The sequence below is a fragment of the Bacillus sp. UMB0728 genome (genome assembly GCF_002858875.1).
Lineage (GTDB): Bacteria > Bacillota > Bacilli > Bacillales > Cytobacillaceae > Bacillus_AB > Bacillus_AB infantis.
Genome location: NZ_PKLA01000004.1, coordinates 332,421 through 345,098, shown reverse-complemented (window position 1 = coordinate 345,098; position 12,678 = coordinate 332,421). Strand labels below are relative to the sequence as shown.

Below are 12,678 nucleotides of genomic sequence, written 5' to 3'. Positions count from 1 at the left end.
ATCGGAGGAGGAATAGATATGGAGCATGGAGCATCTGTTGCTTCTCTTGTTATAGTCATTCTTGCAGCGTTTATCACACCTATTGTGCTGCATCGATTGAAGTTAAACTTTATCCCTGTCGTCGTGGCGGAAATCATTGTCGGCCTGATCATAGGAAAAAGCGGGTTTGACCTGGTTCATGAAGACATGTGGCTGGAAACCCTCTCGACCCTCGGCTTTATTTTCCTGATGTTTTTAAGCGGGCTTGAAATTGACTTTTCGGCTTTCAAAAAGAGCAAGAAAAAAGCAGTCCTGCCAAATGGAAAGCCTGAGCCAAACACGTTTCTTGTTGCGTCCATTGTGTTTGTCGGGATTTTCGCTGTATCGCTGCTGCTTTCCTATTTGTTTGTCCTGGCAGGATTCATTGATAATGCTTTCCTGATGACCCTGATCATTTCGACCATATCCCTTGGGGTGGTAGTGCCTACATTGAAAGAAGCCCATCTGATGAAAACGGGGATCGGGCAGATCATCCTGCTGATCGCAGTCATTGCCGACTTGGCGACAATGATCCTCCTGGCTGTCTTTGTGTCGCTTAATGATGGCGGTGAAGGCAATACCTGGCTTCTGCTCGTATTATTCGGAGCCGGAGTCATCCTGTTTTTTGTCGGAAAGAAGTTCCAGAAACGCAATTTCATTGAGGCGATGTCAACCGGTACAGTTCAAATTGGCACGAGAGCAGTTTTTACACTCATTCTGCTCTTGGTTGGCCTTTCTGAAACGGTTGGCGCGGAGAATATACTCGGTGCATTCCTGGCAGGTGTGCTTGTGTCCCTGCTTGCACCAAATCAGGAAATGATTCATAAACTGGATTCATTCGGCTATGGCTTCCTGATTCCTATTTTCTTTGTAATGGTCGGTGTTGACCTTAATGTGTGGACGTTATTCAGCGATCAGAAGATGCTTATGCTTATTCCGCTTCTGCTGATTGCCCTGCTTGCTTCCAAGCTTGTCCCAGTTCTTATTCTCAAGAAATGGTATGAAGCAAAAACTGTGATAGCATCAGGGTTCCTGCTGACATCCACGCTGTCTCTTGTCATTGCGGCAGCAACCATCGGAGAAAGGATGGAGATCATCACAGCAGAGATGAGCGGAACGCTGATCCTGGTTGCAATCATTACCTGTGTGCTGACTCCGATTGTCTTCAAAAAGCTTTTCCCGAAAGAAGCTGCAGAGGAAAAAATGCTCAAGGTCGCCTTTATTGGCGCCAACCAGCTTACACTTCCGGTTTACAGTGAACTGAAATCCTCGCTGTATGAACCAAAGCTGTACCATAAAAAGCAAGAGAAGTCTGATAAGCAGATTGCCGATTCCCTTTTCGAGATAGAAGAGGTTGATGATTTCACAGTGGGTGTCCTAGAGGGTACAGATGTTTTCAATTCGGATATTGTTGTGATTTCTACAGGTGATGAAGAAGCTAATGCCACATTATCCGTCGCTTTCAAGGAACGGGGAGTAGAGCGGGTCATCTGCCGCATCGAAAGCCCTGACCTGGAAGAATCCCTTCGTGAGCAGGAAGTGGAAGTCTTCTCAGTGCTTTTATCGACAAAGGCGCTTTTGCGTGCTCTAATCGAATCTCCTAGCGTGATGAATATCCTGACCAATCAGGAAACATCCCTGTATGAGATCAAGCTGCTGAACAGCCAGTTTGACGGCATGACCTTAAGGAGATTTCCATTTACCGGGGATGTTATTTTTGTCCGCATTTTCCGCGGAATGGATTCAATTGTCCCGCATGGGGATACTGAGCTTCAGATGAATGACAGGCTGATCGTTACAGGTTCTAAAGAGTATGTGGATGAATTGAAGCGTGAGCTTGAGTTCTGCGAATGGTGTTAATCAGCATCATAGAAAGCCGGCCGTTTAAGATGGCCGGCTTTCTTATATTCTTTAACAGCACTTTCCTTTTAGCTGATTATGTAGTAATATTAGTACTAGGTACTAATAACATGTATTAATATAGGAGGCACCGACTATGACTCTGTCTTTAGCAGGAAAAACATATGTTGTAATGGGAGTGGCCAATAAACGCAGCATAGCATGGGGAATTGCCCGTTCGTTGCATGAAGCAGGAGCGCGCCTGATTTTTACATATGCAGGAGAACGCCTTGAAAAGAGCGTAAAAGAGCTGGCAGGCTCACTGGAAAATGCAGATAGCCTTGTCATCCCGTGTGATGTGACAAATGACGAAGAAGTTGCCAAATGCTTCGCAGAAATTAAAGCCCAGGCAGGAACCATCCATGGCGTCGCCCATTGCATCGCCTTTGCCAATAAAGAAGAGCTGCAGGGGGATTTCATGAACACGACCAGGGACGGATTCCTGCTTGCCCATAATATCAGCTCTTATTCTTTGACAGCAGTGGCAAAGGAAGCAAAAGAATTGATGACCGATGGAGGAAGCATTGTCACACTGACCTATCTGGGCGGAGAGCGTGTTATGCAGAATTACAATGTTATGGGAGTTGCCAAGGCGTCGCTCGATGCAAGCGTGAGATATCTTGCATCAGATCTTGGCAAATCAGGTATACGGGTTAATTCTATTTCTGCTGGCCCGATCCGTACCTTGTCTGCAAAAGGTGTCAGCGACTTCAATTCAATCTTGAGGGAAATTGAAGAAAAGGCACCTCTGCGCCGCATCACCACACAAGAAGAAGTCGGAGATACTGCGGTGTTCTTATTCAGCGATATGTCCAGAGGAATCACTGGGGAAAACATCCATGTTGACTCCGGTTTCCATATCATGGGCTAATAAAAAAATTGGCAGGCCATTTCCTTGGCCTGCCTTTTCTATATGTAAATGGGGGGTAAAACCTGAAGCGCAGGTTGCAATCCCGCACTAAGGTTCCGTATATTCCAACAATAGCACATGATTGTGAACCATATATTCCCCCCGTGTTAATCCTTTGTAAAGCTGCTCAACTGATGATTTTATTTCTCTGCCGCGATATCTGCGAGTCTAAGATACTTGGTCACCATGTAAACGAATTTGCCCATTTTGCATACATATATGAAGGAGAAACAATGCGGAGGTGCACAGGGTGGAGAAAAAAACAAAAGAACCTATGCTTTATATTCATCAGCCACACTTTAAAATGCCCGAAATCAAAATGCAGGAGGTTTATTCTGCAAAAAATGCTAAAAAACAGGCTGCTGCTCGTCAGGCAAGCGATAATTACAAAAAAAGCAAGCCGGCCGTACAAAGGGAAGAGTCGATTTTCGGTCCAGCCAGTCATGAAGCTGATTTGCCTGAAAGTAATGATGATGTCCAGTCTGCAATCAGAGATTATCAGGATGCTCAGCTTGAAAAGAAGGAAGAAGAATCACGGAAGCAGGGGTTCTTTTCTTTTCAGAGAGTAAAGCCATTCAAAGAAATGAATGTCGAAGAAAGGCTCGATTATCTGATCCATTTTCCCAAGCAGCTGCCGCCGGTTCCCTGCCTGATTTTAACGGAAGAAAAGACATACAGAGGGATTGTGCAGAGCATGCCTTCAGAAGATAGGGTAGAAATAAAGCTTATGGATCAATCCTTAGAAACGATCTCTGTAAAGTCTATAAAAGAAATCAAGATGATTGGCTTCACAAAGTAATAAGCACGCAAAAAAGCCAGCCTTCGGGCTGGCTTTTTAATGAATAGGAATCATATGATTATGATTCTCGGGGCTGAGCAAGCGCCTTCCGCATTTCAATTTGTCCAGCTGCAGCGGCTGGAGCCTCTAGTCATAAGCCAAGGTAGAATTAAAGGCAAAGAACGCCTTTTATTCTACCGCGTCTTATGCTTGAGGCCCACAGGATGTGGGTCATGCAGACGTTGCCACAGGACGTGGCGTTCTTAGTCTGCGCTCCTTAATGGGCAAGCCGCCTCCGCATTTCAATACAAAAACAAAGCGGTCCGCCGGTCAAAGCCGGCGAACGCCAAGTGTTTGACTTGCCTGACTTATGCAAAGAAGGTTCTAACTCAGATGGGCCATTCAGAATGGCCAAGGTGCTAGTCACAGATGTCTAGGTTGACATCGGCGATGCACTGCACAGCACAGAAGCATTTCAGGTCGACTGTGATGCAGTCATTCGTCTTGACAAAGCGGTCTACCTGGCAGACCTTTTTGAGGTCGATGCAGCAGTCTTCTGTGAGATCTACTGTATCATAGCCATCATGTGTTCTTTTTTGCGGTTCTAGGACGCGGAGCACTGCGCAGCAGTTATCAAAAACATCTTCTACACGGAAGAAGATAGATACGCAAGAGCAATCGCTGCCTCTGAAGAAAGCATGGAATGGTGACCCGTCAGCTGTTTTCAGGACAAAAACGCGTGTATCGGCATTTTGCCTTTTTGACGGAGAAACCAGTGTCCCAAGCGGCTCCAGGAAACAATTTGTCGGGCACTCGCATACATCTTCGGCATTATCTTGAATATCTTTTATCGCACGAACCACTTCGCAGACACAGCTTTTTGAGCTATAAACATCGTCTTTTTTTCCACAACCCATTATCTTTTCCTCCTTTATTTCTTGTGATACTACACTAATAACATATTGCCGGAAGGGCTTATGGGTTACGGACAAACGCCTTGTTTCTGAAAATTAGGCAGTTTTTTTTCTGCTGTGCATAAAGTATAGTACTGCATCAGCTGTAGGAAAAAACTCAGAAGAGGGGTACATGATGTTCATATCACTATGGGAATTCACTGTGCTGGCCTTTGCCGCCTTCCGGCTGACAAGGCTGATTGTATTTGATTCGATTACCGAATTCTTCAGGCAGATTTTTTTGGAAGAGGTTGTGGAAAAAGGAGAAATGTATTATGTGACGAGGCCGGGATTGATCAGAGGCTTTATCGGCGAGCTTATCAGCTGTTATTGGTGCACAGGCGTATGGGCCTCTGCATTGCTTTACCTCTCCTATCTTTATTTCCCCATGGCAGCGGCCCCTGTCATCTTTATCCTTGCCATCGCCGGTGCTGCTGCAGTTATTGAATCGGTCATTCAGCGGCTTATCTGATATCTTTGAACTATGGCACTGTGCCGGCACAGGCGCTGGTTTGCATGCATAAACTGGCACTGTGTACTGAAATTTAAATAATGGAGGCATCCTTATGTTAAATGCTGATAAACCGGTTCAGGGGACAGTGTCCCGGCCTGTCAAAAAGAAAAAAAAGAAGAAGGGCTGCAATTGCGGCAAAAAGAAGGGGAACAGCTGAATAAGAAGGCAATAAGGTGCCTATTCAAAAGCCGCATTAGCGGCTTTTTAATTTTTTTTCAACTTTGATTACTGTCCAGCCTCATTTGTTTTTCTCATTGTCATTTTTTACAAGTTGGTTTTATTCATAAATTGCTGTTGCCGCGAGGAAAATATAAGAGCGAATAAATCCACTTTACATAGGAAGGATTGCATATGAACAGAAAACAGATGTTTAGAAGGTCAATGGTCATCCTGGCCGCCATTCTGTATGTGAGCGGCTGCAGCAACGAGCAAAAGACCGCGGAAAGCCGTCTGGCACTAATAAAAACGACGAACCCGCAGCCTTTGCTTCTTGATGAAAAGAAAGAGGAGCGGAAGGATTTGGCGCCAAGGGTTAAAAAGGAAATCGAAGCAATCGAAGAGGTTTATGATGTTGCGGTGGTTGTAGGCGAAGAGGAAGTTCTTGTGGCTTATAAGGTGAAGCATCTTAAGCGCTTCCGCATGAAAAAAATTGAAAAGACGATCAATAAGCGACTGGAAGAAAAGTTTCCTAAAGAAGACTTCATTGTATCCAGCGACTATAAAATCTTCCTTGAGGCTGTGGAATTGAAGGAACAGATGGAGGACCCGGCTTTCCCGCGCAAAAAGGCCAAGGATAAGCTTGAAAAAATCATCAATATGAAAAAAGAGCTCACATAGAAAGGGGCGAAAATAGTGGCAAAGAGCAAGACACCCGAGCAGAAGAAATATGAACAGCTTGAACAAAAGCATGAAACAAAGCGCCCGGTCCTGAAGAACTGCCTGAAGGCGTTTTGGGTGGGCGGGGTAATCTGTGTGATTGGCCAGGCCATTACTTATTTTTATATATATTTCTTTGATTTTACAGAGCAGACAGCAGGAAACCCTACAGTCGCCACTATGATTTTCATATCCATGCTGCTGACAGGCTTTGGAGTATACGACCATATCGGCCAATATGCCGGAGCAGGTTCCGCTGTACCGGTTACAGGCTTTGGAAATGCAGTTATTTCTGCTGCCATAGAGCACCGGACTGAAGGGTTTGTGCTTGGGGTAGGAGGAAATATGTTTAAGCTCGCCGGGTCAGTTATCTTATTTGGGGTTTTTTCCGCTTTTGTAGTAGCTCTGGTTAAAACACTATTAGTCATGTGGGGGGTGCTGTGAATGCTGAAAGGTAAACAATCCTGGATTTTTCAAAACCGGCCTGTCATTCTTTCCACTGGCGTCTCTGGGGGGCCTTTTGAAGCAAAGGGCAACCTTGCCAGGGACTTTGATATCCTTCACGATGACCTCTGGATGGGGGAAGACTCCTACGAAAAGGCGCACAGAGTCCTGATGGAAGAGGCAGCAAAGACAGCCATGCAAAAGGGTTCTGTAGAGAAAGATGATGTACAGTTTTTTATTGCCGGGGACCTGATTAACCAGATTACGCCCAGCAGCCTTGCAGCAAGAACGATCCAGCTTCCGTATTTTGGAGTATTCGGAGCATGCTCGACTTCAATGGAAGGTCTGGCATTATCTGCTTTTATCATCAATTACGGAGGAGCAAAGAAGATCATTACCGGCGCTTCAAGCCATAACTCTGCCGTAGAAAAGCAGTTCCGCTATCCAACCGAATATGGGGGGCAGAAGCCTCCTACTGCCCAATGGACCGTGACGGGCGGTGGCGCTGCTCTTGTGGGCGAAAATACAGGGCAAAAAGATATGCCGGCTGCTGTTTCTGCCACAATTGGAAAGGTCATCGATATGGGACTGTCCGATCCTTTTAATATGGGAGGGGCCATGGCACCTGCAGCTGCTGACACGATTTCAGCCCACTTCAGGGATATGGAAATTGATCCTTCCTATTACGACTTGATCGTCACAGGAGACCTTGGAAAGATTGGGAGGGAGACAGTCCTTGAGCTATTGCAGAATGACGGGCTTAACATTGATGAGAACAGGTTTGCGGACTGCGGCCTTTTAATCTACAAAGATGATCAGCCAGTACAGTCAGGAGGAAGCGGGGCGGGCTGTTCAGCTTCCGTGCTTTACGGACATCTGCTGAACAGGATGAAGCAGGGGGAATTGAAAAGGATCCTTGTGGTGGCAACAGGCGCTCTCTTGTCCCCGCTGACCTTCCAGCAGAAGGAAAGCATTCCCTGCATTGCCCATGCCGTAGCGATTGAAATGACTCAGTAAATAAGGAACCGGAGTTCAGAAAGGAGATTTGTGGATGCTAGCAATGTTTTTTTGGGCTTTTGTTGTAGGAGGGGTCATTTGTGTGATCGGACAGCTTTTCCTGGATATAGGCAAGCTGACTCCGGGCCATACATTAAGTTTGTTTGTCGTTATTGGCGCGGTATTGGACGGGCTTGGGCTTTATGAGCCTTTTGCTGATTTTGCCGGTGCAGGCGCAACCATTCCTATTACCAGCTTTGGCAACTCACTGGTCCACGGCGCCCTTCAGGAAGCAGAGCAGCACGGCCTTGTGGGTGTCCTGACGGGAATGTTTGAAGTGACAAGCTCTGGTATATCTGCTGCTATTGTATTTGGGTTTATCGGCGCTTTGCTGTTTAAGCCTAAAGGATAAGCCGGGATTCGGGGATATTGGATAGCATGGTGCTATGGATCACCATTAGGGTTAATAAGAGGAGGCTGGCATGGTGCCGGACTTTGGAGCAGCAATCATAAGATCGGTTTTAATCATCATCGCGCTATTTTTTATCACTAAAGTGCTCGGAAAAAAACAGCTCTCTTCTTTATCTTTTTATGAGTATATTGTGGGCATAACAATCGGCGATATTGCTGGGAGCATCTCGATGGATCCAAGGCTCCGCCTGGCATCCAGCCTCCCGGCGCTCCTGATTTGGTCCGCAACCCCCTTGATTGTATCCCTTTTATCCCTGCGTTTTCCTAAATTCCGGGCTGCTGTGGAAGGAAAAGCAACCGTATTCATTGAAAATGGCAGATTGCTGAAGGAAAAGGTGAAAAAGGAAAAGTATACGATGGATGAACTTCTGGAGCAGCTGAGGCTGAAAAGTATTTTCGAGCCTGAAGATGTCGAGTTTGCCCAGCTTGAAACAAATGGGCAGATCAGTGTTCTTTTAAAAAAAGTCAAACAGCCTGTCGTCTATGAAGATTTGGAATGCTTTCGGCCCGCTGTGGATGAGCCGAAGGCAACTGGTAATGCCGGACAGGAAGTGTCTGCTGCAAACATACTGGCTTGCATGGCAAAGTGGCAGGAACAGTTTGAGCAGTTGTCTGCAGAAGCACCCCAATTCTCTGAAGCCTGCAGACAGTTTTCTGCAGAGATTGAAACTTTCCGCAAACAGATTCAGCCAGTTTTGAAAGTCCAAAAAGAAAATTGAGAGCAATACTGGGAGCTTGCCCACACAACTTTTGTCAATTCTCATATGTTATAAGTGAGTAAAGACAAAGTGAGGTGACTTTGATGGGCTACGGATATGGCGGATGCGGCTACGGCGGCGGCGGTGGCGGCGGCTATTACGGAGGATCAACTTTCGTACTAATCGTTGTATTGTTCATTTTGTTGATTGTTGTTGGAGCTAGCTTCTATAACTAAAAGTGAGGAAGAAGAGCTGCCTAAGGGCAGTTCTTTTTTTTGTATCTATAAAGACAGAATTTTTAGAACAATAGTTGAATAATTTTCTGAAAAGAGTATACTATTTTACATACCGACCGGTTAGTAAGTTAAGGAAGGAGCTTTTTAAGAATGGATTTTTCTTATTCAGGCAGAGTGAAGGATTTGCAGGATAAGCTTACAGAATTCATGGAAAGGCATGTATATCCTGCTGAACATTTGTATGAAAAGCAGCTTAATGAGCAGGATTCCCGCTGGAGCGGGGTTCCGCAAATTATGGAAGAGCTGAAGGAGAAGGCGAAGGCGGAGGGTCTGTGGAATCTGTTCCTGCCTGACAGTGAATATGGAGCTGGCCTGTCAAATCTGGAATATGCCCCGCTGTGCGAAATCATGGGCAGATCCCTGATTGGTCCGGAGGTTTTTAACTGCAGCGCCCCTGATACAGGGAATATGGAGGTGCTGGTCCGATATGGGAGCGATGAACAAAAAAAACGGTGGCTTGATCCTCTTTTGGCAGGCGAGATCAGGTCTTGCTTTTCCATGACCGAACCCGGGACTGCTTCATCGGATGCAACAAATATTGAGGCAAGCATCGAGCGGGATGGAGATGGATATGTCATAAACGGCAGAAAGTGGTGGTCTTCCGGTGCAGGAGATCCAAGGTGCCGTGTGGCTATTGTGATGGGAAAGACAGATAAAAGGGCAGCACGGCATGAGCAGCAGTCTATGATACTTGTGCCCCTTGATGCACCGGGAGTCTCGATTGAACGCATGCTCCCTGTATTCGGCTATGACCATGCACCGCACGGGCATGCAGAGATTACATACAAAAACGTCAGAGTCCCAAAGGAAAATATCATCTGGGGGGAAGGGAAAGGTTTTGCGATTGCCCAGGGCAGACTCGGCCCGGGAAGGATCCATCATTGCATGAGGCTGATCGGGGCGGCTGAGCGAGCACTTGAAATTATGTGCAGGAGGGTCCAGACAAGGACTGCATTCGGAAAGCCGCTGTCAAGCCAGGGAGTGATAGGCGAATGGATTGCAGACTCCCGGATTGAGATTGAGCAGGCCAGGCTGCTGACGCTTAAAGCTGCTTATATGATGGATACAGTCGGTAACAAAGAAGCAAAAGCAGAAATTGCCATGATAAAAGTCACTGCTCCCTCTATGGCACTCCGGGTTTTGGACAGAAGCATCCAGGCTATGGGAGGAGCGGGCGTTTCCGATGATTACCCGCTGGCTGCACAGTGGGCAAATGCCAGGACACTGAGGCTGGCTGACGGTCCTGATGAAGTGCACAGGGCACAGATCGCAAAATTGGAATTGCGGAAGCATCAATAACTAAATGGAGGTTTTTATATGAATGTGATGGGACTTTTTGATCTTAAAGGGAAAACGGCGATTGTCACAGGCGGGGGAAGAGGCCTTGGGGCCCAGATTGCTGAAGGGCTGGCAGAAGCAGGCGCCAATATCGTCATCTGTTCGCGTAAGCTTGAGGCCTGCAGGGAAACCGCTGCCCATCTCGAAAGCCTTGGTGTTAGAACCCTGGCGCTGCAGTGTGATATCTCCAATCCGGACGAGGTTCAGCAGATAGTGGACAGAACAGTGGAGGAGTTTGGCACGATTGATATCCTTGTCAATAATTCTGGTGCAACCTGGGGGGCGCCTGCTGCAGAAATGCCTCTGGAAGCATGGAAGAAAGTGATCGATGTCAATGTAACCGGGACCTTCCTGATGAGCCAGGCGGCAGGGAGGGTGATGATAGAGCAGAAGAGCGGCAAAATCATCAATATTGCTTCAGTTGCAGGCCTGGGAGGGACAGACCCGCGTGTCATGGATACGCTGGGCTATAACACGAGCAAAGGTGCAGTCATTACCATGACAAAAGATTTGGCAGTTAAATGGGGGAAATACAATATTAATGTAAACAGCATTGCCCCTGGTTTTTTTCCTACAAAAATGTCACAGGCCATTATTGAACATGGAAAAGATCCTATCCTTGATGCAACACCCCTCAAGCGCTTCGGTACTGACCAGGATCTGAAGGGGGCAGCACTTTTCCTTGCATCGGAAGCATCAAGCTTTGTAACAGGCAATGTCCTGGTGGTAGATGGAGGCACTCACGCCATGTAGCAGATAGACGTGTCTGCTGACTGTGAAAAGAATTGTAAGCCTTTTCATTACTCTTTGGTATTTCGCTATTAAACTATGCTTTATATACAGGAGGTATAAAGATGAGCACAAAGAACTGGCTTGCCCATTATCCCGATTCAGCTTCAAGAGAAGTGGAGATTCCTGACATAACCCTCCCGACAATGCTTGATGATACGGCAGAACAATATCCGGAGCATATCGCATTATCTTTTTACGGAAAGAAGATCACCTACCGGGAACTTCGGCAGCATGTCAGACTGTTCGCGGCTTCCCTGCAGGCGGGCGGTTTTGAGAAAGGAGGAAGGGTCGCTGTCATGCTCCCGAACTGTCCGCAATATGTCATCTCCTATTACGGCATCCTTGCCGCCGGCGGGATCGTCACCCAAGTGAACCCGATGAGTGTGGAAAGGGAAATCGAATATATTTTAAATGATTCGGGTGCAGAAAGAATGATTGCCCTTGATGCATTTTATCCGAAGGTCAGCAGTGTACGCAGCAATACGCCACTTAAAGAAATCATAGCAGTAAGCCTCCAGCCGTCCGCCGTGGATTTTGGCGAAGACAGCACCTTTGAGAGCTTCCTGCAGCGGGGCAAAGGAAACTTTGCACCGGTTATGATGGAGCCGGAGCATGATACAGCCGTACTTCAGTATACAGGGGGGACGACTGGCCGTTCCAAAGGAGCCATGCTGACCCACAGAAATATTATCGCCAATGTGGTGCAGTCTTACGAGTTTTTCAAGCAGACTATTGATATCGGTGAAGAACGCTATCTGACTGTCATCCCGCTGTTCCACGTGTTTGGCATGACCTCCTGCATGAATCTTTCGATTTATACTGCTTCAGAATCCATCATGCTGCCAAGGTTCGAACTCGATGAGGTGCTGGAAACGATAAAAAATGAGCAGCCGACAGTCTTCCCGGGTGTTCCGACGATGTACGGAGCTATTACAAATCACCCCAGGGCAGAGGAATACGGCATCGACAGCATTGAGGTCTGCAACAGCGGCAGCGCCCCGATGCCTGTCGAGGTGCTGAAGGAGTTTGAAAGAAAGACGGGTGCTGTCATCCTGGAGGGCTACGGGCTTTCTGAAGCCTCTCCTACCACACACTGCAACCCGGTATTTGCAGCCCGCAAAGCGGGGAGTGTAGGGATCGGTTTTCCTTCAACTGACTATAAAATAGTGGATTTGGCATCAGGAAGCCAGGAAGTCCCTGCCGGTGAGCTTGGAGAAGTGATCATAAAGGGGCCGCAGGTGATGAAGGGCTATTGGAATATGCCTGAGGAGACGGCACATGCGCTGCGGGACGGCTGGCTTTATACAGGGGACATTGCAAGGGTTGATGAAGAAGGATACCTATACATCGTCGACAGGAAAAAAGATATGATCATCGCGAGCGGCTATAACATCTATCCGCGCGATATAGAAGAAGTGCTCTATGAGCACCCTGCCGTCCAGGAGGCGGTGGTGATCGGCGTTCCTGACGCGTACAGGGGAGAAGATGTGAAAGCAGTCATCGTCCTAAAATCGGGCAAACTGGCGGACGAAAAGGAAATCATGGAATTTTGCCGCGCCAATATGGCTGCGTATAAGGTGCCGGGCATCATTGAATTCAGGGATGCACTCCCGAAAACAAGTGTTGGAAAAATACTCCGCAGAGCATTGCGGGAGGAAGCGGGAACAGGCCGGCGTTAAGACAGGTTGTTTACAT

General features: G+C 47.2%; 14 protein-coding genes. 13 read left to right on the top strand and 1 reads right to left on the bottom strand.

What is annotated here, in order from left to right:
• Positions 1–18 precede the first annotated feature (18 nt).
• From CYJ37_RS17535 to CYJ37_RS17525, 3 genes are all read left to right on the top strand, one after another.
• A complete protein-coding gene (locus tag CYJ37_RS17535; RefSeq protein WP_101550856.1) occupies positions 19–1,878 on the top strand; it encodes a monovalent cation:proton antiporter family protein in 1,860 nt (619 codons plus the stop codon).
• A gap of 136 nt (positions 1,879–2,014) precedes the next feature.
• Positions 2,015–2,788, top strand: a complete 774-nt coding sequence (gene fabI, locus CYJ37_RS17530; protein WP_009794124.1) for an enoyl-ACP reductase FabI — start codon at positions 2,015–2,017, stop codon at positions 2,786–2,788.
• A 289-nt stretch (positions 2,789–3,077) separates the two neighbouring features.
• Positions 3,078–3,626 (top strand): spore coat CotO family protein, encoded by a 549-nt coding sequence (locus CYJ37_RS17525; RefSeq protein WP_101550854.1) that lies wholly within the window; start codon positions 3,078–3,080, stop codon positions 3,624–3,626.
• Positions 3,627–4,024: 398 nt separating this feature from the next.
• On the opposite strand, the gene CYJ37_RS17520 is transcribed toward CYJ37_RS17525, so the two are convergent.
• Positions 4,025–4,522 (bottom strand): CotY/CotZ family spore coat protein, encoded by a 498-nt coding sequence (locus tag CYJ37_RS17520; protein WP_101550852.1) that lies wholly within the window; start codon positions 4,520–4,522, stop codon positions 4,025–4,027.
• 172 nt (positions 4,523–4,694) lie between these two features.
• On the opposite strand from CYJ37_RS17520, the gene CYJ37_RS17515 reads away from it, so the two are divergent.
• The 10 genes from CYJ37_RS17515 (at position 4,695) to CYJ37_RS17470 (ending at position 12,662) form a co-directional block, all read left to right on the top strand.
• Positions 4,695–5,030, top strand: a complete 336-nt coding sequence (locus tag CYJ37_RS17515; RefSeq protein ID WP_022543613.1) for a DUF1360 domain-containing protein — start codon at positions 4,695–4,697, stop codon at positions 5,028–5,030.
• 393 nt (positions 5,031–5,423) lie between these two features.
• The gene (locus CYJ37_RS17510; RefSeq protein ID WP_022543614.1) at positions 5,424–5,909 is read left to right on the top strand and encodes a YhcN/YlaJ family sporulation lipoprotein; all 486 of its coding nucleotides are present in this window, start codon (positions 5,424–5,426) and stop codon (positions 5,907–5,909) included.
• Positions 5,910–5,921: 12 nt separating this feature from the next.
• Positions 5,922–6,392: a stage V sporulation protein AC gene (spoVAC, locus tag CYJ37_RS17505; RefSeq protein WP_035402683.1), complete on the top strand. Its 471-nt coding sequence runs from the start codon at positions 5,922–5,924 to the stop codon at positions 6,390–6,392.
• On the top strand, positions 6,393–7,409 hold the full coding sequence (spoVAD, locus tag CYJ37_RS17500) for a stage V sporulation protein AD (protein ID WP_009794132.1): 1,017 nt from the start codon (positions 6,393–6,395) through the stop codon (positions 7,407–7,409).
• Positions 7,410–7,443: 34 nt separating this feature from the next.
• Positions 7,444–7,800, top strand: a complete 357-nt coding sequence (spoVAE, locus tag CYJ37_RS17495) for a stage V sporulation protein AE (protein WP_022543615.1) — start codon at positions 7,444–7,446, stop codon at positions 7,798–7,800.
• 70 nt (positions 7,801–7,870) lie between these two features.
• Positions 7,871–8,578: a DUF421 domain-containing protein gene (locus tag CYJ37_RS17490; RefSeq protein WP_101550850.1), complete on the top strand. Its 708-nt coding sequence runs from the start codon at positions 7,871–7,873 to the stop codon at positions 8,576–8,578.
• Between the two features lie 83 nt (positions 8,579–8,661).
• Positions 8,662–8,793 (top strand): YjcZ family sporulation protein, encoded by a 132-nt coding sequence (locus tag CYJ37_RS17485; RefSeq protein ID WP_009794135.1) that lies wholly within the window; start codon positions 8,662–8,664, stop codon positions 8,791–8,793.
• 150 nt (positions 8,794–8,943) lie between these two features.
• A complete protein-coding gene (locus CYJ37_RS17480) occupies positions 8,944–10,152 on the top strand; it encodes an acyl-CoA dehydrogenase family protein (RefSeq protein WP_101550848.1) in 1,209 nt (402 codons plus the stop codon).
• 18 nt (positions 10,153–10,170) lie between these two features.
• Positions 10,171–10,944 carry an SDR family oxidoreductase gene (locus tag CYJ37_RS17475; protein ID WP_009794138.1) on the top strand — a complete coding sequence of 258 codons (774 nt, stop codon included), beginning with the start codon at positions 10,171–10,173 and terminating at the stop codon, positions 10,942–10,944.
• Positions 10,945–11,045: 101 nt separating this feature from the next.
• Complete coding sequence (locus tag CYJ37_RS17470) at positions 11,046–12,662, top strand: long-chain-fatty-acid--CoA ligase (RefSeq protein ID WP_101550846.1); 1,617 nt, start codon at positions 11,046–11,048, stop codon at positions 12,660–12,662.
• The last annotated feature ends 16 nt before the right edge of the window (positions 12,663–12,678 follow it).